Source organism: Prevotella histicola (genome assembly GCF_055385135.1).
In genome coordinates this window covers 1,064,514-1,090,197 of the sequence record NZ_AP043793.1, presented here as the reverse complement: position 1 = coordinate 1,090,197, position 25,684 = coordinate 1,064,514, and the positions used below count along the sequence as shown (strand labels likewise).

The window sequence follows — 25,684 nt, the reverse complement described above, 5'->3', positions numbered from 1 at the left end:
TATTACTTACTACAATGTTATTGTTTTGTAAGTCATTGACAATGAAAGAAAAATATGTAGTACTAACTATCTTTGTAGTAATCATTGCATCTGTATATGCCAGGTTGGTAGTAATGAGGTAGTAATACCTTATATCATTATTTACTACGGTCTAACCTTTTTTCTTTCAATGCTTTATCTCTCTTTGTAGTAAAGTAGTATTAATAATTAGTATTGTAACTTTGAATAAAGGGATTGGGAACAATCTTGCGTATATGGTAGACATACATTGGATTGCCACCTATCCTTTTGGATTTCCGCAAGAAGCCAGCCTTTTTCAAGGCTTCTCCCATTCTCCTTTCACTTAGGTTAAGCGTTGTATATCCACGCAAATAGTTTAGGATTTCAGAAGTGGTCATATAACTTTCTTCGGTTGCTGCTGGCTTTTCCATGCCTTTAAGAAGCATTTCATACTCAACAGTCTGCACTTGAAACCCTTCGCTCTCTTGGTGTAGTTCAGCTATTTCCTCTTCATTGAACCAATAATGATAGTCAACTCTCCACAATTCAACTGCCTCAGAGTACACCTTGTTGATATTAATCCCTTTAGCTGCGTCAATATCAATGTGTTCAACTTCAAAAGGTAGAAAGCGACGACTGCCTGTCGGATCTGTTAGAAAATCATTACCATTAACAGATGCCATAAAGCTTGCTAAGTGAGGATACTCCTCAATGTAAGTGTCGTATGGTCTACGATATTTTACTCTTGGTGTCGTTATCAGATTTTTCAATTCATTTTCATCTCTCTTATTGAGTGCCTTTAGTTGGTCGTCAATATTGATAAAAAGATATTCCGCAATCAGTGTCTGTACATCTTTTCCTTGTGGGTCAATCTTTCCTGTGAAAAGATAACTCTTCAGTTCTTCTGGACAGAGTAAATCAAGGAAAGTTGTTTTGAATTTTCCTTGTTCACCTGTAAGAACTAAACATGTATGATTACGACACTGTAAATCATCCATAGCATTGGCTACGACAGCAACAAGCCATTTTACAAAGTAGTGTTTCCATTTATCAGGATTTCTCACCACAACACAATTTGCCAACCTTATAATTTCAGATTTATCTTCACCTTTAGGCTTTGGAAGATTCAACAAATACTCACGAATTGGGTTAACTTTATTGCAAAAGTCGCTCTCCAATATTGCTCGAATATTATCTGCTGGAGTATATATTCCCAAAGTCCCATCTACCAGCCGACGCATAGAATTAATATCATATTTAGTAAGAGGACGGAATGAAGTATTAGAATCTTGTTCTCGAAACTCTGTTCTACTTTTAACTGTATTAAAACGAAAAGCATAATGCTCTTTCAAGAATTGCTCTATGCGTTCATTCTTAGATTGCTTGGCTCGCCCTTCAGTTCTTTCCTTTTCCATAATAAATATATTTATAAAAGGGAAGAATCAGAATGTTTCTCAGAGATAAAAGTTTTTGCCTCCTCGTTGATTTCGGCAACAGTCTTTTTCTTACCTCCTTCAATCCATGCCAATAACTCATCTTCAAAAAAATAGAGGTGCTTACCATTCTTATAACAAGGTAGTAAACGTTTTCGTACTAAGGTGTAAACTGTTGGCTTGGCTTTCCCTATTAGTTTACACGCATCATCTATTCCAATAGGAATACGTTTGGGAGGGACAATAGTTTTTTGTCCTTTACATACTAAATTCTTGATTTCAGCAACTTCGCTGACTAAGTGAGCAACTGCCTTTGGCAAGTTCTCAAAAGTGATTTCATTTTGTACCATAATACTTGTTATTGATTTTTACGGTGCAAATGAAAAAAGTGTTTCCTCTGTGTCCTAAGACACTGAAGAAACACTATAAAAACACAATAGGTTTGTGTGTTATTCTGTTATTTGGTGGTCTGAAAGGCTTTGTACAATAGGTATAGTGCCTTTCTTCTCATCATCACGGAGGTGACTTTTTATGCTTCCAACTTCCACATCTTTGAATGTGATGGCAAAAACCTGCTTAAGGAACTGCGAAATTTCATCTTGTTTGCCAACTCTAAAATGGTTCCATATATTCCAACCAAAATGAAACAGGTCTAAGGCAACTAAACCTTTGATATTAATTGGTTCTACGTGTAATAAGGGAAGCTTAGCGGAGTACAATTCTATATATTCACAAAGCTTGAGCAAATCTTTATCTGAAACATAAGGTGCAAATTGCTGTTGAGTATATTTAATAGCTATAGCACGTTTATCTTGTACTTTCTGATCCATTAACTTTTGTTGCTGTTGCCGAATTGAGTCAAAGTCCATTGATTGTTGCTGTTGTGCGGAAGATGGACTGCCAACACTGTCTACTACTTGTCCAGCCTCAGCGTCGGATGCTTTATCATTTGTTTTATCTTCTTGTTTCTTTGGAAAGAAAAACTTGACTAATGCCGTAAATAGTCCCTCTACCAAAATAGACAATATAGAATAAATGATGATGCCTATGGCAACAACACTCCAAAAGACTATTTGTGCAGTAAATTCATCAACCCCTAAACGTAAGGCAACCACTCTTGAAAACAACGCAATGATGACACAAACAACAAGAACGGACAGATATACTACAATATGTTCAAAATATTTGGTATTCATATTATGTTGCCGAATTAAGTTTTATCATTTTCAATATCTATTTGAATAGCATTGGCTGCTTTATTTTTCTTTTCATCGACAACCTTTGCATATACTTGAGTTGTTTTGACATTTGTATGCCCAAGCATCTTGCTTACAGTATAGATGTCTGTTCCGTTTGCAAGTTGAAGGGTAGCAAATGTGTGCCTAAAACAATGAAAGCTGAGGTGCTTCTGAATACCAGCTTTCTCAATCCATGCCCTTAATGGGCGAGAAATCCAAGAAGGATTTGGTAATCCTTCAAAAACAAGTTGTTCTGGTTGTCTTGGTTCTCCACAAAGTTTAAAAGCCTGCTCTGAAATAGGCATATACTCTACCCCTTTTGTCTTTTTCTGAGTAAAGAGAAGTTTAGCTTGGTTACCTTCTATGGCAATTTCTTTCCATTTTAGCTTTTGAATATCGCAATGTCTTAATCCTGTCAGAGCTGAAAATAGTGCTGCACGTTTAAGTACATCACGTTCACAAGGGGTATTAGCTAACTTGTTAAGTTCATCAAGGGTTAAGTATTCCCTTCGGGATTCTTGTTCCTGTATGCCTTTGATTTTTGCAGATAAATCTATGGTCAAATATCCGTCTATGAATGCTTGTTTGAGTGCAGCCTTAAAAATAGAAAAATATGTGGAAGCTGTGTTTCGTGATATTGTCCCTTTTTTACTTCCACCACAAGGAGCAGATAACAAGAAAAACTTGAAATCTTCTGCCAATCTATTATCTATCTGTGAAAAGAGTAGCGTGTCTCCAGCAAACATTTTCAATAAAGCATGTACTCGCTCCCAGTTTGTTTGAATTGAAAGGGAACTATTACTGTGTCGCTTGTCTGCCACTTTATCAAAGTACTTGATGAAATTTTGTTGCAATCGTTCTTTCTGTTCTGCTTGTGCTGTTTCTGTGTCACTATACAAGCTTGCATTATCATATTCACGCTGCCGTAGTTTTCTAACACTATCTGCATAAATACAGGCCTCTTGGTCTATCTCACTTTTGCACAAGATAATTCCGTTCAAATCCCGTTTAGGTTTGAATGTTCGAGTCGCTTCGGTAGTACGAGCAGTTCTGCTTTTATCCCAAATAGGAGTAGTGATTGTTCTGTTTAAATACTCACGCACTCTTTGTGGAGAATCTTTTCCAGCTATTTTCACAGGATAGCTTTCTATATACAGGTACCATTCTTTTCGATAGGCACTCTTTCGCAATCGTACTGTTGCCTTTGTATTATCAAGTTCCTTTCTCATTGTATGTCGTGGGTTAGTGTTTATACAAATTGTCTATCTCTGATTTTGGCGCATAGACGTAATTACCAATCTGCCTTGTTGGAATAGAATATTTGCGAATATGCAGATATACAGTACTATCATGGATGCCAAACTTTTTGGCTATTTCTCCAATCGTATAACAATCTTCAGGCTCAAGCCGATAAGTCTTTAGTGCCGATTGTTTTTCTTTCCTTCTTTCATCGTAAGGACGTAGATTAAAGCGTTCTTGTAAATCAGCTTTGCAAATGCGTATCATCCTTAGTCCGAGGTTATAATAACGGACTTGTTTATTCCTGATTAAGCGATAAAGGGAATCTCGTCCAATATCAAATAATGCAGTTGCATCAGCTATTGAGAGATAAGGCTGGTTCTTCGGAACTCTCGCTGCCTTTTCTCTTTTCAATGCATCCAACTGTTCTTTCTTTTTCCTTTGCTTATATGCTGCTTGAGAACAGTTCTTAGAGCAGTATTTGGAGGTTAGCGTCTTTGCAATAAAAGATTTACCACAAATTCCGCATTTCCGCTCTATTTGAAATTTTGCACTCGCCATACTATTTGTATCTATTTGATTATCAATTTATCTTTTAAATTAAGTCGCACTTTATCTCCCATTAAGTCGCGGCACAAATATGGTACAAATATAAGCACAAAAACGATTAAAAACGATAAGATTTAATTATTATTAAGAAATAAAAATCCCAGTAACTTATTATGTTACTGGGATTTACTTATTTTTAATTAGCGTTTATTAGCACTTTTACTTCACTTCCTCAAAGTCTGCATCTTGGATGGTGTCATCCTGCTTTGGCTGCTCCTGCTGACCAGCGTCTGCGCCTGGCTGAGGACCTGCCTGCTGACCGCCTGCTTGGCTGTACATCTGCTGTGATGCTGCCTGCATAACGGTGTTGAGGTTGTTGATAGCTGTGTCGATGGCTGCAACGTCAGCTGACTTGTGAGCATCACGGAGCTGCTGGAGAGCAGACTCGATGCCTGACTTCTGGTCGGCTGGAATCTTGTCACCGTTGTCCTTCAAGAAGTTCTCGGTGGTGAAGATCATTGAGTCAGCCTGGTTCAGCTTGTCAATCTTCTCACGCTCTGCCTTGTCGGCTGCTGCGTTCTGCTCAGCCTCAGCCTTCATACGGTTGATTTCATCCTCGCTCAAACCACTTGAAGCCTCGATGCGGATGCTCTGCTCCTTACCAGTTGCCTTGTCCTTAGCAGATACGTTAAGGATACCGTTAGCATCGATGTCGAATGTTACCTCAATCTGTGGAACACCACGGCGAGCTGGAGCAATACCTGTCAAGTTGAACTGACCGATAGACTTGTTCTGTGCTGCCATTGGACGCTCACCCTGCAGAACGTGGATAGTAACCTCTGTCTGGTTATCAGCTGCGGTAGAGAATACCTCGCTCTTCTTACAAGGGATAGTAGAGTTAGCATCGATAAGCTTTGTCATCACACCACCCATAGTCTCAATACCGAGGGTCAATGGAGTAACGTCGAGCAATACGATGTCGCCTACACCACTCTCCTTATTAAGGATAGCACCCTGGATAGCTGCACCAACAGCAACCACCTCATCAGGGTTAACACCCTTTGAAGGCTCCTTACCGAAGTAGTTCTTAACCAATGTCTGCACTGCAGGAATACGGCTTGAACCACCTACGAGGATAACCTCATCGATATCTGATGTCTGTAACTTAGCGTCGCGGATAGCATTCTGGCATGGAACGAGACAAGCCTGGATAAGGCTATGTGCCAACTGCTCAAACTGTGAACGTGTCAAAGTCTTTACCAAGTGCTTTGGAACACCACCCTCAGCTGTGATGTATGGCAAGTTAATCTCAGTAGAAGAAGAACTTGAAAGTTCAATCTTAGCCTTCTCAGCAGCCTCCTTCAAGCGCTGCATTGCCATTGGATCCTTTGTGAGGTCAACACCCTCTTCAGTCTTAAAGCCATTAACCAACCAATCGATGATTACTTGGTCGAAGTCATCACCACCAAGGTGAGTATCACCATTTGTAGAGAGTACCTCGAATACACCGCCACCGAACTCAAGGATTGAGATATCGAACGTACCACCACCAAGGTCGAATACGGCAATCTTCATATCCTTATTAGCCTTATCAACACCATAAGCAAGTGCTGCAGCAGTAGGCTCGTTCACAATACGCTGTACGTTAAGACCTGCAATCTGACCAGCTTCCTTAGTAGCCTGACGCTGTGAGTCAGAGAAGTAGGCAGGTACAGTGATAACAGCATCAGTTACTTCTTGGCCGAGGTAGTCCTCAGCAGTCTTCTTCATCTTCTGCAGAATCATTGCAGAAATCTCCTGTGGAGTATATTTACGGTCGTCAATCTGTACACGTGGATAACCACCCTCATTAACAACCTTGAATGGAACACGCTCAGCCTCTTTCTGACACTGCTCGTAAGTCTCACCCATGAAACGCTTAATAGAGTAAACGGTCTTCTCTGGGTTTGTGATAGCCTGACGCTTAGCAGGGTCACCCACCTTACGCTCGCCGCCTTCAACGAAGCCCACAACAGAAGGAGTTGTACGCTTACCTTCGCTGTTAGCAATTACTACTGGCTCGTTACCTTCGAATACAGCAACACAGCTGTTAGTTGTTCCTAAGTCAATTCCAATAATCTTTCCCATAATTATATCTTGTTTTTATTATTATTCTAAATTCAGTTCTAAACGCTTTCTTTGTCAAGCTTTACCAAAACAGAGAACTGTTCTAGCTTTATTGCTCGCCCTTTCAGCGTTATTCGCCGATAATTAAACAAATGACATGCCAAGGGGTATGTACTGACAGAATGGCAGTATGTTTGTGCTCGCCTGCGTAAAAAACTGATGACAACTGTCTGTTTGCGGGTAAATATGCAGTCAGTGACAGTTTTCTCAGGTTCTTTCCGTAATCTTTTTCTTTACCTTATTATATTATAATTATATTATATATAAGGCAGAAGGGGATAGACAGTATAGGGTAATTTGATGAGTTGTAATATCCAAGAGTCCCAGAAGGAGATTAAGATGGTCTGTTATGGTACAAAGAAAATCAGATTTACGTCTTCCTTTTATCTTGTTATTTACAAATTGAAAGTACACTTATTGTTATCGTTTTATCTCATTTTATAGTTCAAAAATGGTCATTGAGGAAAAAAAACACCCTTAATTTAAAGAAAAACAGTATTTTTTCTACAAAATAATGTTGTCTATTCAAAAAAAACACTACCTTTGCACCGTCTAAATTAATGGTTGCTAAAAAATTAACACATTTAATATTGATCATTTATGAAAAAGTTTTTGATTGCACTTTCAGTGCTCGCAATGGGTATAACAAGCGCTCAAGCTCAGATAGCTTATGAGAAGGCTAAGCCATTTGACAATGTTTATCTCGGTATTGAGGGTGGCGTTATGGGCCCAATGAACTTCAAGCATTTCACACCATTGAATGCTGCAGCTGGTCTTAAGCTCGGTAAGCAGTTTAGTCCAGTTTATGGTGCTAACCTCGAAGGTCTTGCTTTCTTCGGTGACAACCGTTGGCAGACAGGTTCTTTAGGTTTCTCTAACAGTCACACAGTAGTTCGTGCCATTAACCTTGGCTTGAATGGTACTCTTAACTTCACTAACCTCTTCTGCGAATACAATCCAGATCGTCGCTTCGAGGTAGGTGCTGAGGCTGGTATCGGTTACTGGATCACTTACGGTGACAAGCACATCATCCAGACTTCTAACACTGGTGATGATACAGAGTTGACAGCTAAGACTGGTCTTACTTTCGCTTACAACCTTGGTGAGAAGAGAGCATGGCAGCTTTACGTAGAGCCAGCTGTTCTCTGGAACCTTACTCATGGTCCTGGCGATGCTATCCAGTTCGGTAAGCAGGCAGCTCAGCTTGGTCTCTTCGTTGGTTTGAACTACAAGTTCAAGACTTCTAACGGTACTCATAACTTCAAGGTTTGGAACGTTGGTGAGTTGAACGATGAGATTAACTCTCTCCGTGATCAGCTTAACGCTAAACCTAAGGAGGTTGTTAAGGAGGTTGTTAAGGAAGTTGTTAAGGAGGTTCCTGCACAGCAGACTCTCTGCATCGACAACTTGGTATTCGTAACCTTCGCACAGGGTAAGTACATCCTTACTAACGAGGCTAAGAAGGCTCTTGATGACGTTAAGGAAGGTCGTCACGTACAGATCGTAGGTACTGCATCTCCAGAAGGTCCTAAGGATCTCAACCAGCGTCTGTCTCAGAACCGTGCAGATGTTGTTGCTAAGTACCTCCAGAGCCGTGGTGTCATCGTTGATGAGGCTAAGGGTGCAGGTGTACAGGGCGTAACTTCTAACCGTTTGGCTGTTGTTTACGTAAAGTAAAGCATCTAACCTTTTGATTAGTCTTCGTGATTAATCGAGAGAAATAATATAAGTGGGGATAAACCGAATGATGGTTTATCCCCACTTTTTTATGTTTATACTCTTCAAAGGTATATCTTTTGAGGTTGTGATCTGGGAGTAGTTGCATGTATATGGGTATTTTTTGAGATCCGTGGGGCAATTACTGTTCTTAGGTATATAGCCTTATTTCTTCTTTTTTTCTATTGTCTGTTTAAGTCTGTGCCCTGAAAGCGAGGATGAATGATTCCTGTTGATGATTCAAAAGGGTGGGGTAGACAAATCCTGGAGATTTGTTTTTGCAGTTTAAGAACAGTCGTTCTGTTATCTAATGGGTATATAAATCCGAGATAGAGTATGCCTGTTATTGTAAAACAAAATTCGAATAGCTTTTCAATAGGGCATCTTTTACGTTTTAAAAGGGCGTCTTTTGCATTGTAAAAGATGCCCTTTTGAGTTGTAAAAGGTGCTCTTTTACATCGTAAAACATGCCCTTTTACGAGCCTATCTGTAACCGTCTGACAATGTGAAGGTTATAGAACCATGAAAAATTGATTTCCTTCTGTTTTATCCATTATTCTCTTTTTCTGTTTGTAAGGTTGTTTTACTATTAATAACCACTGTTTCTTTGCATTCTTTTTTATACTCTCGGGCGAGATGGTTGTGGATGTGTGTATAATAGGAACGGACTTCTTTTACCATAAAAAATACCCTTCCACATTGCAGAAGGGTATCTTTTAGTCCTTAAAATATAGGTGTATTTCTACATGCTCTATACTATCTTTTCATTTCTTTTTTTATTGGTTAGGAGTCTGTTCATACACTTTCAGACCGAACTCCTGCGCATAAGCATATACGTGTTCAAGGATATCCGACATGGCATGCTCATGTGGTATGAAGTCTTTTGTGCGTAGGAAGAAGTAGAGTTCAACAGGTACACCATTCTGTGTTGCCTCTAATTGATGTACTAGGAGTGGCATTTGGTTATTTACATCATCGCGTTTGGAGAGGTAATGTTCCATATAATGACGGAAGATAGCCATGTTAATGATGTCCCCTTTCATGTCATCTTCTTTTACATATCCTTTGGTTATCAATCTTTGTTTCAGTTCATCATCTGCCACACGGATGCTACGAACGTCAAAGTAGATCATCTTCTTTACTCTTTGTCCATTCATATCCTGCACTCCATTCCAGTTCTGGAACATCCCACTGACGAGTGTTATAGGAGGAACAGTGGTGATGGTGTTATCTGCCTGACGTACCTTTACAGTTGTAAGGGTGATGTCTATGACCGTTCCATCAACGAAAGCACCAGGTACTGTGATACGATCTCCGATGTGAATCATGTCGTTACTGGTCAGACGAATACCTGCAACGAGTCCGTTTATCGTATCTTGGAACACCAACATGAGGATGGCTGATGTTGCGCCCAAGCCTGCCAGTAGTGTCATTGGGCTACGATCAATGAGGATTGCGATAACAATGATTACGGCAATGAAGATGAACAGAATCCTCAATACCCCACAGAAGGATTTCAGATATTGGCTTCTTGAACTTCCAGGCTTGGAGTCTAAGTATTGTAGACGGTTGATAATGCTAACAACCAATAGTGTTGTCATGACCGTAAGGTAGACAGCACACAGTCGGGCAAGCATATCCTGCACTATTGGGAACTGATAGAACACCAACGGCATGAGCTGCCAGATGACCAAAGCTGGTACGATACGACATGCGGTGCGCATGACTTTATAGTCGAAGAGGATGTCATCCCATTTGGCTTCAGTCCTTTTTACAACCTTAAGAAGGATGGGGATAATGACGAATCTGCAGAATCGTTCTGCAAGGAATGCCAATAGAATGGTGACAACTGCCAGCAAAGTATGGCGCAAAACAGGTACGGCAGAACCATGTACACCTGATGAAATGATGATGTTTTCGACAAAGATACGAATCTGTTCCATTACATCATTGAGCAGATGATGGGGCAATTTAGGGAGTATTGCCTTGTCTAATTTTAAAGCTACTGGCATAAAGCTACACAAATTTTATTCTGAAAATTACGCATCGGACTGTTCGTCAGTCCACCATTGTTGATGATTGCAAAACAGATAAGGTGTCCGTTGGATGCTGTAAGATAGCCTGCAAGAGAGCTGACACCCTTTACCGTGCCCGTCTTAGCACGTACATTGCCTTCTGCAGGTGTTCCTCTCATTCTCTTTTTCAGTGTTCCATCCGTACCAGCAATGGGCAGAGACGGTAGCAAGGCACCGTAGATGTCCTGTTTCTGATAGGCATAACGGAGCATCTTCACTTCTAACTCCGCACTGACATAGTTGTAAAGGGACAGTCCAGAACCGTCAGCAACATAGTAATCACGGGCATTAAGACCTAATTTCTCAAAGAGTGCGTTCTCGTATTGACGCCCTGTTCGTGCTGACGCCCAGCGTGTTCCTTCGCTTGCAGCAAGCTGATAGAATACTGCTTCAGCATAAAGATTATCGCTCACCTTCATCATTCGCTGCAGCACCTGGCGTATAGAGTGGCTCTGAGTAGCGATGGGACGTGCCTCAGCAGGCGTCTGTCGCTCGTCAGTAGTACCGTTAAAGGTTATACCAGAGCTACGTAGAGCACTGCAAAAACGACTGATGAACTCGTCTCTTCGCTCAATCAGGAGTGGAGATAGCGTCGGATTCTTATCATCCCAGCACCATCCTTCTCCCAAACGGTTGCGTTCTTTGAAGGATAAGTCGGTATATATGTTGCCATCAATCTGCGTTATTCCTTCGTTACGAATGGTGTTTACAAGTTCTCTCATGTCCGAATTGTCAAACATGGGGTCCATTCCACCTAAGCAATAGAGGTCACCATGCAGCACATGTGTGGAGTCTTCAATCTCGCCTGTATAGTAAACACGTGTCTTGAGGGTATAGTCTGACCCCAACTTGTCCAATGCAGCAATGGCAGTGAGGCACTTCATCGTTGATGCAGGACGCATGTGCATACGCTCATTGTACTGATAGAGCGGCACATCATCTGTCAGATCCCATATCATAACACCTGCTTGTACAGTCTGAAGTAGTGAGGTGTGGAAGATACCATCAAGTCGAGCCGTGATGTTTTCCTTCCATGACAAGTGATTGTCAGTGGCAAATGCGGGGATAATACTATCTGTTTCTTCATCCGAATCACTGTCCTCAACAGTAGTCTTGGACTGTATGACAGTTGCTTTCGGATTAAGAACCTTTGCTATTTCAGTACTGTCTAAGTAAATCTGCGCATGAATTGGCAGGCTCATTACTATACTTAAAGCCAGTACTGATAATGATTTCAGTTTCATTCTATGTTATCTTTTTTACTAATCTTCTTCCTTATTGCAGCCAGAAACGAGTCTACATTGTCGGGCTGGATGCTTATTGCTGTGTTATCATTGAGTTCTAATAAGGCGTAATAGCCTAAACGGAAGGCAAAGGGACGCTTGTCAACCGTCTTTATCTGGGTAATCTGTATGCTCTTAGGGCGTCCTATTCTTCCTGTTTTAATCTGTAGTTCTCCGTCATCTGTCAACGTATAGGATGAATGGATAGCACGATCCACAGCTCGAAGGGTAACTGCAATGAGGATAAAGCCAAGGATTACCATCACACTGTTCGTACGATGCCACAGACAAACGAAGGCTCCAAGGGCAAAAACCAGGATACCGCCTATGTCATTTATCGTCACTTTATGTTGGAAAGTTCTCATATTGAGTGCAAAAATACGAAAAAAAAGCTATGGACATACATATATGTCATGAAAAGATAATGGCAACCATCATCTCCAGAGGGCAGATGATGATTGCCATTTGGCGGTATCAGCAGAAGTTAAGGGTAACTTCCTGACCTTTTGTCTTATACCAATGTTGAGATGATTTCCTCACGACTGCCTGGCAGCATGTCGATAACTGGAATCTCAGGCATGGTGTAACAACCCGGAGCAAGACGGAAGCTGGCACGTGCAACATTCACAAGTACCTGTGCCGTAAGGGCTGGATTGTTGATGTTCATATCGAATGAGAAGTGCTGATTGTGGGTCTTTCCACTGACACCCTTACGTGTCATGTGTACGCCATGACCAACATCATTCAGTGCAGCAACGCTTGGTACAGCGAAGACGTGTAGCTCATCATGAGCAAAGTAGTCGTCGGCTTTCAGCTCTTTTGTTACTTCTTCGAGCTTTGCACCATCCTCTAATTCAACGTAAACCATACGGCGATGGATGCCTTCACCAAGTGGAATGGTCATTGAAAGCGCATCTTTAACACCCTTCTTGCTACGTGCTACTACGGAATGTCCCATAGAACGACCCGGTCCGAAGTTAGTGTATGAGAGGCCTTCTGGTGCAAGACTCTCCATCAAGACACGTACAATAGAGTCTGATCCTGGGTCCCAACCAGCTGAAATCACGCTGACGGTATCCGTACGAAGGTTGTTTTGCATCTGCTTTGTACGATAGTCGAGGATTGAACCGTGGATGTCGAAGGAGTCAACAGTGTTGATACCGAGTGCGGTAATCTTCTCTGCATACTCCGGACAGCTGCGTGTTGGAGTTGCAAGAATGGCTACATCAACGTCCTTGAGTTTGACAATATCGTCAACAACCTCATAAGGAGTGAGCTCTAAAGGTTTGTCTTTGTCACCCTGACGGCGTACAATGCCTGCTATCTCAAAGTCTTTTGCTGCCTCAAGTGCCTGAACACTGTACTGTCCAATGTTGCCATAACCAACAACTGCTGCTCTGATCTTCTTCATATTTTTCTTTGTTTTATTATGTTTAATACTTTGTTTCGCCTACAAATTTACTGCTTTCTTCGTGAAATGTGTCGTTTCGGACCTCTTTTTTAACACATAAAAGGATTACAGTCAACTTATTACTGCCTCATAAGCATCCCTGCTTCTGTGAATGATGCGTGCCTTGTGACGTACTTTTTTACGACAGAAGCGGATGGGTTATACCGTATGCTTTCTTTGTATTGATGCCCAGTACCATTATGATATGTCACTGCTTGATACCGCAGAGTGGGTAATTGAGTCTTCAATCTTTACTAAATAAGCCGAAAAACATCAATTAATCGATTTGGTAAACAAAAAATGTTAAATCGTAATAGGTCGTGGGGAGGGGCTTGCTGTATAGAAACTTTTATACTAAATTTGTGGTGTGTTTAGAAGTACTAGCTCTCTATTCACACGAAGATAATACCTAAACAGATATAACTTATAGTATGATTAAACTCAGATTTCTACACATTCTAACCTGTTTTTCCCTTTTGTTTTTTGCGTTATCCCTGCATGCTCAGAACCGTTTACACTCAGTTCGAGGAACGATAGTTGATGGTTTTACGGGTGAAGGATTGGCTGCAAAGATCTTTCTGATGACGAATGACAGTACTGTTATTGACACAACGACGGCTGAAGTGGTAGAGCTCCCTGATGGAACGGGCGGCACAGAGGGCTGGTATGAGTTTCGTGGAGTGACGGAGAAAGGCCATTACATAGTTAGGGCTGTGCTGGATGGTTATGAAGACAGCTACAGAAGGTGTGAATTGAGGAGCACTCGCGAGGAGCACATATCAGTAGATAAGATGTATATGCATCAGCTTCACGAGCTCAATGAGGTGACGGTAACGTCAACGAAGATAAAGATGGTGATGAGAGGCGACACCATCGTTTATAACGCCAATGCGTTTAACCTGGCAGAAGGAAGTATGTTGGATGCTCTGGTAGCACGTCTTCCGGGTGCGAAACTGACAAAAGACGGAAAGATATATGTCAATGGGAAGTACGTTGAGAACCTTTTGGTCAATGGTCATGACTTCTTCTCAGGTAGTCCAAAGGTTGCTTTAGAGAATCTTCCTGCCTATTCTGTGAGTAAGATAAAGGTGTTCGATAAGGCTGGACACGTGTCTGAAATGATGGGACAGGACATGGGTGACAAGGCTTATACCATGGATGTCAGACTGAAAAAGGAATATTCTACTGGTTATATGGGTAACCTTGAGGCGGGCATTGGTACTCAACACCGTTATACTTCGCGTGGTTTATTGATGAAGTTCTCCGATCGCGAGCGCATTGGAACTTACTTTAATATGAACAATCTGAATGATAATCAGCGAGCAAAACTCGATGGACAATGGTCGCCGGAGGATATGCCCGATGGGTTATTGGCTACGAAGATTGCAGGATTGTCGTATATTCGTTTCTTGAATGGTTATAATGAGTGGTTCGAAAGCAGTGTAGACTGGGAGCATAACAGTGCAGATATCATGACCAAGACAAATACGCAGACTTATCTTCCTGGTGGAGATGTCTTCCGAAAGGCGGTGTCCCTGCAGCAGAGCAGTCGTGATAACTGGTCCTCACGCAATAGGTTGATACTGTATAAGAAGGGTGGATTCTCAAGCAATTTCCTCAATGTAAACTATATGAAGAGAACTGGATGGGGCACAGAAGCGCAGAAAGACTCTGTCAAAAACTCCATTCTGAGTCAGCTGATGGAGGATAACAGTTTCCAGACAAAGGACTTCAACTTCTCATTCCGTAGTAATAATGGTTTGAAAGTCATTGCGGATAATATCGGGTGGAACGTCAATCTGACTTATAACCGTAACAAACAATACACCTTAACCTCGTCGGATGTGCAATATCCGACAGCTGGTCTGCCACATGATTTGCGTGTACGCTATCTGAATGCACCCAATCAGAACCTTAGATTGGATGCAGGAGCTGACTATACTGTTGGCTTCCATACACGGAATGTGATGTTAGGATATTCTTATTCTTATCTGTTTAATAAGTCCGACAATCTGCTTTATCGATTGGATAGGTTGGGCTCTGGTCCTTACAAGTTGGATGATCTCTTGCCATCTTCTGCCCTTTCAATAGTAAGTGCATTGGATAATGGCAACACATTCTTCTATCGTGAGCATCGGAATGAACATAAAGTGATGTTGAGGTATGATGCTCGAAAGAGCAAATTGTTCGGTGCAAACCTTACGCTAGAACTCCCGGTACGTCTCTTAAGTTCATCGTTGAGTTATGAAAGGGCTGGCAATTATGGAGTTTCTCGTCGTAATCTGTTCTTTGAACCAACGTTGAGAATAGAGAATCCCGAGGCATGGAACATACAGATGGGCGTGAAATCGGAGTTTCCAGAGATGACGTTGTTGGTCAATTACATGGATGACAGCACTCCTTTGTATGTACGTGAGGGTAATGCTGGGTTGAGGAATATCCATAAATACTATGTTGAAGGTGGTGCTTTTTTCCATAGTACACATCAGCAAGCGATAAATATTCGGGCAGGATATCACCAGACAGATAACGCCGTTGCTTACAGTCTGGTCTATGATAAGGCCAACTCCTTGTCACGTATCCGCCCAGTCAGTGTGAATGGGAACTGGAATGTGGATGGCAGTATAGGCTTTACACGGACATTGGACAAGGCACAGAAGTTCACTGTTGATAATCAGTTGACGGCTGAGTACAGACATTCTGTCGATATGGCAACCTTTGTTGGTAGCTTGGTTAGCGAACGAAGCGTGGTAAGGAACATGATACTTGGCGACGAGCTTAGGGTGGATTACCAGCCTGTTGAGGGTTATTCCTTCTCATTGCATGGTGCTTGGAAGTATTATTCAATCAGCAGTAAGCGTGAAGACTTTGCTGATATCCATGCAACAGACTATAACGTAGGGTTTAATACGACGTTGACTCTGCCTTGGGAGTTCCGTCTGACAACGGATGTGACGATGTTTGCGCGGTGTGGTTATCAACAGTCTGAACTCAATACGACGGATTGGATATGGAATGCGCAGCTTTCTCGAGCTTTCTTCTCGGGGAGATTACTGACCAAACTGCAAGCCTTCGATCTCCTTCATCAACTCAACAGCGTACGTTACGCCGTCAATGAGCAGGGTAGAGTAGAGACTTGGCGCAACTCCATACCGCGTTATCTCATGCTTTCGCTTGCCTGGAAGTTTAATATTAATCCCAAAAAGAAGCGGTGATGTAGTGTGGGCTCTGCGTAATAAGTAAAGGTCAGGTTATAACGTGTGTACGTTTTAACCTGACCTTTTGTCTTGTTTCTGTGTGTGATAGTGCTATTGCAGTTGCATAACGCCGTTTTTTCCTACGCTCAAAACGCCTTTGACACCTTTGAAGTAGGCTATGGCTTTATCAATGTCCCAGCCATCCCGAACCTTAATGGCTACTCCGTTGAACTCCTTGTATTTGTAGGTGAGGGTGCAGTTGTTCTGCTTGATAGCTTTCAGCAGTGGCTTATTGCCCTTTGCCTTATCGTAGAAGATGATCAGCGTGCGTGTTGTTGGGTCGGCAGGCTTTGCCTGTTCTTGCTTGTTATCATCTTCTCCACTGTTCATTATCTGCTCTTTTATGGGGCATTGAGCCGAAACTATTGTTGTTTGGGTGAACAGAAAGCCCATTAACAACAAGCTTGCTTTAAGATATATCTTCATATTCTTTTCTTTGTTAGTATGTGTTGCAAAGGTAGGGATATTTTCGTATATGACCATGTTGTACTGTGTTTATTTCTTATTTGAGGATGTTGCGCGGTGGTGTTGGTAAGGTCTGATGAAGCTTTGTATAGGAGAATAGTCCTGTAAAAGCCTTGTTGTAAATCGTTATATACTTTGGTTCGAAAGGAGAAAGCTCATGAGTTGCCGTGGATTCCTTCTTATAAAAGGATATTGGACAGGCGTGTCCAACTAATTAGACAAACGTGTCCAACTGATTGGACAGACGTGTCCAATTGATTGGACAAACGTGTCCAAAAGGCTGGATGAGCGTGTCCAAAGGGTTGGACAAACGTGTCCAAAGGGATAGATAAACGTTGATAAAGGGACAGACTAACGTATACAACGGGTTAGACCAGCGAGTCTAACGGGCTGGATAAACGTTTCGAGAAGAAGAAATAACTTTGTTGAGATAAGGGCTTTAGCCTATAATGGATTAGAATCTTATGGCAGCTTTGGTTCCAAGTGTGAGTGTATGCACATACGCTCTGCAGTTCTGACTGTGTGCTGGCTGTATGTTGTAATCGGAAAACAGTCCGAAGCCGAAATGTTTCTTCACACGATAGTTGATACTAAAGCCTGTTCCAATACCCCATCCAGTATCACATTGAACGTATTTATTTTCAATCTTCGTCATGTTATATTGGGTTATTGTTGCCAATAGCTTCGTGTCAACCGTCCAGCGAAGCGTAAGAGGAAGCGAGAAATAAGGTCCGAGACAGAAGGTATAGAAGTTAACAGTATTGTCAGGTGATGCTGTATCATTCACAATAAGCTGTATGTTGGAGAATGTTGTACGCCCTCCAAAGCCGAGATTCCGATTGAAGAAGTAGGCTCCTTCTACACCAAGTACAGTGCCCATTGCCGCTTGATAAGTCGTTCCTCCATCTGTATGGAACTTGCTTAGAGGAACATTAAAGCCCATATAGAGTCCTAAGAATGACGGATTGTTACGTCCCTGTCGTTCCTCTTCTTGCAATTCTCGGATGTTCAAGCCCTTGTCTTTCATGAAAGCGTCGGCTATCCAATATCCGAATTCAGTTGACAGAATACCTATTCCTGCTCCCACCATGACATCACTCAGCCAGTGTTTATTGTTTGCCATACGCATCAGTCCTGTTGCTGTTGCTACGGAATAGGCACCAACACTCACCCATGGAGAGATGTGCCCGTACTCCTTTGAGAGCATCGTTGCCGTCATAAAAGCTGTTGCAGTATGCCCTGAAGGAAAGCTTTGGTTGTTGGTTCCATCGGGTCGGGTCACATCAGTAGTGTGCTTAAGTCCCTGTACCACTCCTGTCAACAGGGCTATGGAGATGGCATCGCTCACCAACATCCTTCCCCATGATGACCTGCTTGGTACTCCTGCAGCCTTCAATCCGAGTAAGATAGCCGCTGGTGCCATCTGTGTGTAATTGTCTAATCTATAGTCAAACTCAGGCATAACACCGTTTCGTAGGCGTCTGAACTTATCATCGAAGTGCTTCTCAAGTAGTCCACTGGCTATCAGTGGAAGTCCCAGATAGGTGGCTTGGAACAAGCGTTTCTGCCCGATGTTGTCCATCTTTGTCTGAAGTTTAGATGGTATAATAGAGTCTTGTTCGGTCAGCAGACTGTCGTTGCATACAGCAGAAAGCGTGTCAGTCGCGCAGGCACGACCACACATCGGGACCAGGATAAGAAGAAACAGCATTAGGGTTGACTTTATCTTGTTTGCTTTAACCCGATTGACTGTGTTTAAAGTTGACTTATTCATAATCTTTATGGATAGTTCTCTTCTATACTCTTTATAGGTTTATATATGTTTATAGATGTTAGTACTTTGCTATTCGCATGACAGCAGGGTATTGTTCTTCATAACGATCAAACTCAATGGCATTGCCATCGTACCCCATTTCCGTGAATGCTGATCGAATATCTTGTTGCTCTTCTTCAGTTATTGCACGCTTCAGTTGCTTTACTTTGTAGTATACAGAAGCACCGAAGCACGACATAACATTGATCTTTACACCACGAAGGTCGCTGGTTCGCACGTTATCATAGATGCGGGAAATACCCCATGCAAAGCGTTCTTTACGGTCAGCTTCATAGATAGGGCAGGGCTGTTTGCCTGTAGTTACATTCGGATTTACTACTGTATAATAGTCGTGTTTGTTCGTCTGGAGCATAGTATAGACCGTATGATGCAGGCATTGACCTGATTTCTGGCAGTTAGCACCAGCACAGTGGGCGTAGTCGTAATCTAATTGGTTATATTCCTCTTGGGTCATAGTGTTGTTTAGTTATTCAAAGGAAGAAGGGGAGAATGTGCTGTAACCTATCAACACACATCCTCCCTTGTCAATATCTTGCGTATTATTCCTTACGCTTCAACAGGTTCATCATCTACAGCTTTGAAGTTATTGAGGTCCTCTAGAGTGAAGTCCTTGATGTAAGCAGCGCTACCTGTTACCTCTTCCTCAGCCATACGAACGAACACATTAGCTGACTTCTTGAAGAGTTCTGGTGCCTTTGCTGCGTCTTCAATGAGGAGAAGAGAGCCAATGATGTCAGCAGTCATGTTATAAAGACGGCGTGCAAGGAAGTCGTGAACATCCTGATTATCGTAAGCATTTACCCTCTCAATAGACTCTTCGTAAAGCTCAACAAGACGTGCAACACGGTCACGCAGCCCCTTCATACAGTCACAAGCAAGTTCACCTTCGAGCATCTCCTTCATGATTGAAAGGTAAGTCCCGTTGGTAATGTAGCGTATTGCAGCAACAACTTGCAGCTGTGTAGTACCCTCATAGATAGAGAATATACGTGCATCGCGGAACAAACGCTGGCTCTTATACTCCATGATAAAGCCTGAACCGCCGTGAATAGAGATAGCATCGTAAGCAGTCTGGTTGGCATATTCAGAGTTGATACCCTTGGCAAGTGGTGTGAAAGCATCAGCCAATCGGGTGTACTTCTTCATCTCCTGGCGTTCCTCTGGCGTCAGCTTCTGGTCACGAGAGATATCTTCCAATGCCTTGTAGAGGTCTACATAGCGTGCTGTCTGATACAGAAGTGACCTACCGGCATCAAGTTTTGCCTTCATACGAGAGAGCATATCATAGACAGCAGGGAAGGTAATGATCTTCTTTCCGAACTGTGCACGCTCCTTAGCGTAAGCCAATCCCTCGTTGTATGCTTCTTGTTCAACACCTACTGACTGGGCAGCGATACCCAAACGAGCACCGTTCATCAATGCCATGACGTACTTGATAAGACCCATACGGGTGTTACCACACAGTTCAGCCTTTGCGTTCTTATAGACAAGTTCGCAGGTTGGAGAGCCATGTATACCGAGTTTATTCTCTATATGACGTACGTCAACACCCCCGTTTCGCTTGTCATAGATAAACATTGATAATCCACGACCATCACGTGTACCCTCTTCTGAACGTGCAAGGACGAGGTGGATGTCTGAATCTCCATTGGTAATGAAACGCTTCACACCGTTCAGTCGCCAGCAGTTCTCCTTTTCATCGAAGGTAGCTTTCAGCATAACGCGCTGGAGATCGGAACCTGCATCAGGCTCAGTAAGGTCCATTGACATCGTCTCACCAGCACAGATACGTGGGATATACTTCTGTCTTTGTTCCTCATTACCGAACTCATAGAGTGTGTCAATACATGATTGTAGTGACCATATGTTCTGGAAGCCAGCATCAGCAGCGGCAATAAGTTCAGATAACATAGAGAAAACAACGTTCGGAAGGTTCAGTCCACCATAACGGCGAGGCATTGAAATACCCCATAATCCAGCCTGACGTGTAGCCTCAATGTTCTCCAATGTCTTGCTTGCATAGTGCATACGGTTATCAATGAGGTGTGGTCCTTCCTGGTCAACAGCCTCAGAGTTTGGTGCAATGATGTTTGCTGTTATGTCACCTGCTATGTCAAGGATACGCTTGTAGTTCTCAATAGCATCCTCATAGTTTACTGGTGCATCGTCATATTGCTTTGCATCAGCGTAGTTTCTTTCCTTTAATTCTACGATGCGTTTCATCAATGGATGCTCCAAGTGGAACGCAATTTCTGGGTGGTCAGTATAATAATTTGCCATTTTCTTTACTTACTGTTTTGCTTATAATACTTTATCAGCTTTGGAACTACTTCCTCTACAGTGCCATTGATGACGTAATCAGCAATGGCATTGATAGGTGCATCAGGGTCATTGTTGATAGAAATGATGATACCACTGTCCTGCATACCAGCTATATGTTGTATCTGGCCAGAGATACCACAAGCTATGTATACCTTAGGATGTACTGTAACACCTGTCTGACCAATCTGACGATCATGGTCAACCCAGCCTGCATCAACAGCAGCGCGGCTGGCTCCTACTTCTCCGTGAAGCTCCTTTGCGAGCTTGAAGAGCAAGTCGAACCCTTCTTTTGAACCAACACCGTAACCTCCGGCAACAACGATTGGTGCACCTTTCAGGTTGTTCTGTGCTGCTTCAACGTGACGATCGATGACCTTTACCACGTAATCAATCTCTGGAACATACTTCGTTACATCAGGATAAACAACCTCTTCTTTGGCTTTACCATCATAGATTGCTTTCTGCATCACGCCCGAACGAACTGTAGCCATCTGTGGACGATGATCTGGATTGACGATCGTTGCAACAATGTTACCACCGAAAGCAGGACGAATCTGATAGAGAAGATTCTCATAATGTTTGCCAGCTTTCTTGTCATCATAGTCTCCAATCTCAAGTTGAGTACAATCAGCAGTCAGACCACTGGTTAGAGATGATGATACACGAGGGCCGAGATCACGCCCGATAACCGTAGCACCCATGAGACAAATCTGTGGCTTTTCCTCTTTGAAGAGGTTCACTAAGATGTCTGTATGAGGTGCTGAGGTGTAAGGGAAGAGTCCCTCACCATCAAAAACGAAGAGCTTGTCAACGCCGTAAGGTAGGATCTGATCCTCCACCTTACCCTTAATACCAGTACCGGCAGCGATGGCATGGAGTTCCACACCCAGCTCATTAGCGAGCTTACGACCCTTGGTCAGCAGCTCTTGTGAAACCTCCTGTACGGTGATTCCTTCTATTTCGCAATATACAAATACGTTATTCATAGGTTTCACCCCCATCCCTTCTCCGAATGGAGAGCGGTGTGATATGCTCACTTGTTGGGGGATTTATTTTTTAATATGATGCCTTCCCATGATGTTTGTTAATCGTTAACAGAACATTTTATCCTTCCTCTCTATGCAGAGAAGAGTTGGGGGAGCGGCTTTTAACCAATAATCTTCTCTCCTAACAGTTCCTTAATAAGTCCTTCTACATCCTCATCTGAGCCTGTGAGTGTCTTGCTCTCTTTGGCTTGGAAGACTATGTTCTGAACTGATTTAACCTTGGTTGGTGAACCAGATAGACCACATTGAACCTCGTCACCATCCACATCGGCAACTGACCATTGGTTCAATGTAAGGTAAGGACGTTCCTCGTAGAGGTTCGACCATGGTTCATCGCCTTTACGTTCCATAGGACAAGTAGCGTACTTGTACTTCATTACGAGCTTAGCATTGCAAGGACGCGCTGGAGCAGCAGTACCATTTACGGTGATAAGTACTGGAAGTGGAGCGACAACGGTCTCAACACCACCATCAATATGCCGACGGATAGTAGCCTTACTGTCCTCAATCTTCAGAATCTCTTCAGCGTATGTTACCTGATTTAACCCTAATTTCTGTGCAACCTGTGGTCCTACCTGTGCCGTATCACCATCAATAGCCTGTCGACCACCAATGATAATATCCACATTGCCGATCTTCTTCACGGCAGTAGCCAATGCATAAGAAGTAGCGAGCGTATCAGCACCTGCAAACTTACGGTCAGTCAGCAACCAACCAGTGTCTGCACCGCGATAAAGTCCTTGTCGAATGATCTCTCCAGCACGTGGAGGTCCCATGGTAAGTATTCCTACGGTGGAGCCAGGATTCTGCTCTTTCAGTCTCAGAGCCTGCTCCAAAGCGTTTAGGTCTTCGGGATTAAAGATAGCAGGCAGCGCAGCACGGTTCACCGTTCCCTCGGCTGTCATGGCATCTTTTCCCACGTTTCTTGTGTCAGGTACCTGCTTGGCAAGTACAACAATGTTCAAACTCATAAATATAATAATGTGTTATTTAGAAATTTCTGTCACGTGATTGGTGGCAAAAGTACTGTTTTTTTGCAACATGAACAAATAAAACAAACAAAAACGTCCCACCCAATAGCTCCTCGCTTCATTGTTCTGGAATGTTTTATGAATGAGGTATTGATGCTTATATGCTAAGGAACTCTACAGCTGATAATGGGAGAAAATACCACGTTGTACATGTGAATACAGGATAAGTCATATAAGGAAAAGAAGCTGTTGTTTAACGATGTGATAAAGGTTTAGGTGCTCTTTTTTGTAAAATGAATTCCTTGTTGAATTTTAAAAGGGCGTCTTTTGCATTCTAAAAGATGCCCTTTTGCGTGGTAAAAGATGCCCTTTTGATGTGTAAAAGGTGCCCTTTTGCAACGTAAAAGACGCCCTTTTGCAAGCCCATCTGTAACTGTCTGATAACGTATAAGTTACAAATGGAGAAAAAGATGGATTTTTCTTGTTTGAGAGTTTTCTGTGTTCTTTAAACTGTAAGATTATTTCATTATTCCTAATTCATCTCACCTTATATGATAACGTAAGCCTATTTAAATCCTTTGCTACATAATGATGAATCCTTATTTGACAACTTTCTCCTTGTTGTTCGTATCCTTTCGCCCTTATCTTTTTCCTGTTCTTGTTTTGTCATATCCGTTGTTTATGCTATCTTTGTAGCACAATGATTGACAGACCAACAGTAGATAGGATTTTAGATGCGGCGAATATCGTTGATGTTGTCAGCGATTTCGTCTCTTTGCGTAAGGCTGGAACAAGCTATAAAGGCTTGTGTCCTTTTCACGATGACCGTACACCTTCATTCTCTGTTAGTCCAGTGAAAGGTGTTTACAAGTGCTTTTCATGTGGAGCAGCAGGGAATGTTGTGAAGTTCATAATGGAACATGAGCAGATGACTTATCCCGAAGCTTTGAAGTGGCTTGCGAACAAATACCATATAGAAGTGCATGAACGGGAACTGTCAACGGAGGAGAAGCAGCAGGAAAGTGAGCGAGAATCAATGTTCTTGGTCAACGAATGGGCTGCAAAGTACTTTGAGAATATCCTCCACAACGATGTTGATGGTATGGCGATAGGAATGCAATACTTTCGCAGTCGTGGTTTCCGGGATGATATTATTCGTAAGTTCCAGTTGGGTTTCTGCCTTTCGGGACGTCATAGCTTTGCTGATGCAGCCTTAAAAAGCGGCTATCAGCGAGACTTTTTGGTGAAGACTGGACTCTGCTTTGAACGTGAGAATGGCGAATTGATTGACCGATTCAACGGTAGAGTGATGTTCCCATGGATCGGTGTGAGTGGAAAGGTGACTGCTTTCGGTGGTCGTTTACTGGATTCTCGTACGAAAGGTGTCAGTCAGAAGTACGTCAATTCTCCCGATAGTGTTATCTATCACAAGGAAAGAGAGCTGTATGGAATCTTCCAAGCCAAGAAAGCTATAGCCAAACATGACCTTGTCTATATGGTGGAAGGTTATACGGATGTTATCTCTATGCACCAGTGTGGTATAGAGAATGTCGTTGCCAACAGTGGAACAGCACTCTCTGTTTATCAGATTCGCATGCTCCATCGCTTTACATCAAACATCGTTTTGCTCTATGATGGTGATGAAGCAGGTAAACATGCTGCCTTACGTGGAACGGATATGCTACTGTCTGAGGGGATGAACGTAAAGGTTCTGTTGCTCCCAGACGGTAAAGATCCGGATGAATTCGCACGCAGTCATAGTGCAGAAAGCTTCAGGCAGTACATTGAAGAGAACCAGACGGACTTCATAGTCTTTAAGATTAATGTCTTGTTGCAAGGTGTTACAGATCCTGTTAAGCGGTCGGAAGCCGTGGGTTCTATTGTACAAAGCATCTCAGTCATTAAAGATCCCATACTCCGTGATACGTATATTCGTGAGTGTTCCAACAGAACTGGTGTTCCAGAACGTACACTGATGGAGCAGATGAACCGTAATATTCATAGCAATCGAGAGCAACAAACGCGTGAATGGCAGCAACAACGTGCGGAAGAACAGACGAAGAAGCCTTCTTCTCTGTCTACTCCTGTCCACATGGTGTCACATGTTGAGCAGATGTTGATGCAGGCTGTGGTGCGTGATGGAGATAAAATTATCATTCGAAATGCTAAGGATGAATCCACAGGACAGGTGTATAATCTGACTGTAGCACAGTATATAGCTTATGACCTTGGACTTGATAATCTGTGTTTTTCAAACCCAATCTTTACTCAAATGCTGAATGAAGCAGTTGAACATAGCGGTGAAGAAGGGTTTAAGGCAGAGGAATACTTTACCCAGCATGCTGATATGAACATTGCATCGGTGGCTGTAAAGTTAAGTGTTGACAGGTTCCAGCTCTCTGAGAGTCTGCAGGTGAAAGAGACAGAGGCAACCTTGCGTGATCGGGTGATGCATCTTATTGGGGATTTCCGACTTGATTATATAGACCATCATTTGAAGGAACTGATGACACAGATGGCCACAACGAAGGACATGGCAGAACTGATGAAGATCATGGAGGAAATAAAGAAGCTACAGGACGTGCGCAACGTGCTGGCTAAGAAGTTAGGAAGTGATATTCTTATATAAGTGAGAAGGAA

The 25,684-nt window shown here is 42.5% G+C and carries 19 protein-coding genes; 3 read left to right on the top strand and 16 right to left on the bottom strand.

Going from position 1 to position 25,684, the window contains the following annotated elements; genetic code table 11:
- Positions 1–200 precede the first annotated feature (200 nt).
- From ACZ48L_RS04510 to dnaK, 6 genes are all read right to left on the bottom strand, one after another.
- Complete coding sequence (locus tag ACZ48L_RS04510) at positions 201–1,415, bottom strand: virulence-associated E family protein (protein ID WP_025792934.1); 1,215 nt, start codon at positions 1,413–1,415, stop codon at positions 201–203.
- An 11-nt stretch (positions 1,416–1,426) separates the two neighbouring features.
- Positions 1,427–1,783, bottom strand: coding sequence for a helix-turn-helix domain-containing protein (locus tag ACZ48L_RS04505; RefSeq protein WP_025792933.1), 357 nt, complete (start codon positions 1,781–1,783; stop codon positions 1,427–1,429).
- Positions 1,784–1,882: 99 nt separating this feature from the next.
- Entirely contained in the window at positions 1,883–2,629 is a 747-nt protein-coding gene (locus ACZ48L_RS04500) for a hypothetical protein (RefSeq protein WP_025792932.1), read from the bottom strand.
- A gap of 14 nt (positions 2,630–2,643) precedes the next feature.
- The gene (locus ACZ48L_RS04495) at positions 2,644–3,900 is read right to left on the bottom strand and encodes a site-specific integrase (RefSeq protein WP_025792930.1); all 1,257 of its coding nucleotides are present in this window, start codon (positions 3,898–3,900) and stop codon (positions 2,644–2,646) included.
- Between the two features lie 13 nt (positions 3,901–3,913).
- Positions 3,914–4,471, bottom strand: coding sequence for a helix-turn-helix domain-containing protein (locus ACZ48L_RS04490; RefSeq protein ID WP_006045519.1), 558 nt, complete (start codon positions 4,469–4,471; stop codon positions 3,914–3,916).
- A gap of 207 nt (positions 4,472–4,678) precedes the next feature.
- Positions 4,679–6,586: a molecular chaperone DnaK gene (gene dnaK / locus ACZ48L_RS04485; protein WP_464722031.1), complete on the bottom strand. Its 1,908-nt coding sequence runs from the start codon at positions 6,584–6,586 to the stop codon at positions 4,679–4,681.
- Between the two features lie 639 nt (positions 6,587–7,225).
- On the opposite strand from dnaK, the gene ACZ48L_RS04480 reads away from it, so the two are divergent.
- On the top strand, positions 7,226–8,302 hold the full coding sequence (locus ACZ48L_RS04480; protein WP_025791804.1) for an OmpA family protein: 1,077 nt from the start codon (positions 7,226–7,228) through the stop codon (positions 8,300–8,302).
- 815 nt (positions 8,303–9,117) lie between these two features.
- Here ACZ48L_RS04480 and ACZ48L_RS04475 read toward each other — a convergent pair.
- The 4 genes from ACZ48L_RS04475 to ACZ48L_RS04460 all read right to left on the bottom strand — a co-directional run bounded on the left by ACZ48L_RS04475 (position 9,118) and on the right by ACZ48L_RS04460 (position 13,110).
- Complete coding sequence (locus ACZ48L_RS04475) at positions 9,118–10,353, bottom strand: mechanosensitive ion channel family protein (RefSeq protein WP_044113887.1); 1,236 nt, start codon at positions 10,351–10,353, stop codon at positions 9,118–9,120.
- Complete coding sequence (gene dacB, locus ACZ48L_RS04470) at positions 10,344–11,660, bottom strand: D-alanyl-D-alanine carboxypeptidase/D-alanyl-D-alanine endopeptidase (RefSeq protein ID WP_025791807.1); 1,317 nt, start codon at positions 11,658–11,660, stop codon at positions 10,344–10,346. The genes ACZ48L_RS04475 and dacB overlap by 10 nt, the downstream gene beginning before the upstream one ends.
- The gene (locus tag ACZ48L_RS04465) at positions 11,657–12,064 is read right to left on the bottom strand and encodes a hypothetical protein (RefSeq protein ID WP_025791809.1); all 408 of its coding nucleotides are present in this window, start codon (positions 12,062–12,064) and stop codon (positions 11,657–11,659) included. Before ACZ48L_RS04465 ends, dacB begins: the two co-directional genes overlap by 4 nt.
- Positions 12,065–12,210: 146 nt before the next feature.
- Entirely contained in the window at positions 12,211–13,110 is a 900-nt protein-coding gene (locus tag ACZ48L_RS04460; protein WP_008824027.1) for a diaminopimelate dehydrogenase, read from the bottom strand.
- A 515-nt stretch (positions 13,111–13,625) separates the two neighbouring features.
- Here ACZ48L_RS04460 and ACZ48L_RS04455 point away from each other — a divergent pair.
- The gene (locus ACZ48L_RS04455) at positions 13,626–16,364 is read left to right on the top strand and encodes a hypothetical protein (RefSeq protein WP_390891674.1); all 2,739 of its coding nucleotides are present in this window, start codon (positions 13,626–13,628) and stop codon (positions 16,362–16,364) included.
- 93 nt (positions 16,365–16,457) lie between these two features.
- On the opposite strand, the gene ACZ48L_RS04450 is transcribed toward ACZ48L_RS04455, so the two are convergent.
- The 6 genes from ACZ48L_RS04450 to ACZ48L_RS04425 all read right to left on the bottom strand — a co-directional run bounded on the left by ACZ48L_RS04450 (position 16,458) and on the right by ACZ48L_RS04425 (position 23,044).
- On the bottom strand, positions 16,458–16,832 hold the full coding sequence (locus tag ACZ48L_RS04450) for a hypothetical protein (RefSeq protein WP_025791810.1): 375 nt from the start codon (positions 16,830–16,832) through the stop codon (positions 16,458–16,460).
- A gap of 493 nt (positions 16,833–17,325) precedes the next feature.
- Positions 17,326–18,645 carry a phosphatase PAP2 family protein gene (locus tag ACZ48L_RS04445; protein ID WP_025791811.1) on the bottom strand — a complete coding sequence of 440 codons (1,320 nt, stop codon included), beginning with the start codon at positions 18,643–18,645 and terminating at the stop codon, positions 17,326–17,328.
- A 58-nt stretch (positions 18,646–18,703) separates the two neighbouring features.
- On the bottom strand, positions 18,704–19,159 hold the full coding sequence (locus tag ACZ48L_RS04440) for a DUF6078 family protein (RefSeq protein ID WP_025791813.1): 456 nt from the start codon (positions 19,157–19,159) through the stop codon (positions 18,704–18,706).
- A gap of 92 nt (positions 19,160–19,251) precedes the next feature.
- Complete coding sequence (locus ACZ48L_RS04435) at positions 19,252–20,985, bottom strand: acyl-CoA dehydrogenase family protein (RefSeq protein WP_025791815.1); 1,734 nt, start codon at positions 20,983–20,985, stop codon at positions 19,252–19,254.
- A 5-nt stretch (positions 20,986–20,990) separates the two neighbouring features.
- The gene (locus tag ACZ48L_RS04430; protein WP_025791817.1) at positions 20,991–22,013 is read right to left on the bottom strand and encodes an electron transfer flavoprotein subunit alpha/FixB family protein; all 1,023 of its coding nucleotides are present in this window, start codon (positions 22,011–22,013) and stop codon (positions 20,991–20,993) included.
- A 161-nt stretch (positions 22,014–22,174) separates the two neighbouring features.
- Positions 22,175–23,044 carry an electron transfer flavoprotein subunit beta/FixA family protein gene (locus ACZ48L_RS04425; protein ID WP_025791819.1) on the bottom strand — a complete coding sequence of 290 codons (870 nt, stop codon included), beginning with the start codon at positions 23,042–23,044 and terminating at the stop codon, positions 22,175–22,177.
- Positions 23,045–23,744: 700 nt separating this feature from the next.
- Between ACZ48L_RS04425 and dnaG the strand changes: the two genes are divergently transcribed.
- Positions 23,745–25,673 carry a DNA primase gene (gene dnaG, locus ACZ48L_RS04420; RefSeq protein WP_025791821.1) on the top strand — a complete coding sequence of 643 codons (1,929 nt, stop codon included), beginning with the start codon at positions 23,745–23,747 and terminating at the stop codon, positions 25,671–25,673.
- Positions 25,674–25,684: the final 11 nt, after the last annotated feature.

Coding starts and splice junctions, on each gene's coding strand:
- ACZ48L_RS04435 (WP_025791815.1), bottom strand. CDS start 20,985: ATGGCAAATTATTATACTGACCACCCAGAAATTGCGTTCCACTTGGAG.
- ACZ48L_RS04440 (WP_025791813.1), bottom strand. CDS start 19,159: ATGACCCAAGAGGAATATAACCAATTAGATTACGACTACGCCCACTGT.
- ACZ48L_RS04430 (WP_025791817.1), bottom strand. CDS start 22,013: ATGAATAACGTATTTGTATATTGCGAAATAGAAGGAATCACCGTACAG.
- ACZ48L_RS04500 (WP_025792932.1), bottom strand. CDS start 2,629: ATGAATACCAAATATTTTGAACATATTGTAGTATATCTGTCCGTTCTT.
- ACZ48L_RS04510 (WP_025792934.1), bottom strand. CDS start 1,415: ATGGAAAAGGAAAGAACTGAAGGGCGAGCCAAGCAATCTAAGAATGAA.
- ACZ48L_RS04425 (WP_025791819.1), bottom strand. CDS start 23,044: ATGAGTTTGAACATTGTTGTACTTGCCAAGCAGGTACCTGACACAAGA.
- dnaG (WP_025791821.1), top strand. CDS start 23,745: ATGATTGACAGACCAACAGTAGATAGGATTTTAGATGCGGCGAATATC.
- ACZ48L_RS04475 (WP_044113887.1), bottom strand. CDS start 10,353: ATGCCAGTAGCTTTAAAATTAGACAAGGCAATACTCCCTAAATTGCCC.
- ACZ48L_RS04490 (WP_006045519.1), bottom strand. CDS start 4,471: ATGGCGAGTGCAAAATTTCAAATAGAGCGGAAATGCGGAATTTGTGGT.
- ACZ48L_RS04480 (WP_025791804.1), top strand. CDS start 7,226: ATGAAAAAGTTTTTGATTGCACTTTCAGTGCTCGCAATGGGTATAACA.
- ACZ48L_RS04505 (WP_025792933.1), bottom strand. CDS start 1,783: ATGGTACAAAATGAAATCACTTTTGAGAACTTGCCAAAGGCAGTTGCT.
- ACZ48L_RS04465 (WP_025791809.1), bottom strand. CDS start 12,064: ATGAGAACTTTCCAACATAAAGTGACGATAAATGACATAGGCGGTATC.
- dnaK (WP_464722031.1), bottom strand. CDS start 6,586: ATGGGAAAGATTATTGGAATTGACTTAGGAACAACTAACAGCTGTGTT.
- ACZ48L_RS04445 (WP_025791811.1), bottom strand. CDS start 18,645: ATGAATAAGTCAACTTTAAACACAGTCAATCGGGTTAAAGCAAACAAG.
- ACZ48L_RS04495 (WP_025792930.1), bottom strand. CDS start 3,900: ATGAGAAAGGAACTTGATAATACAAAGGCAACAGTACGATTGCGAAAG.
- ACZ48L_RS04460 (WP_008824027.1), bottom strand. CDS start 13,110: ATGAAGAAGATCAGAGCAGCAGTTGTTGGTTATGGCAACATTGGACAG.
- ACZ48L_RS04450 (WP_025791810.1), bottom strand. CDS start 16,832: ATGAAGATATATCTTAAAGCAAGCTTGTTGTTAATGGGCTTTCTGTTC.
- dacB (WP_025791807.1), bottom strand. CDS start 11,660: ATGAAACTGAAATCATTATCAGTACTGGCTTTAAGTATAGTAATGAGC.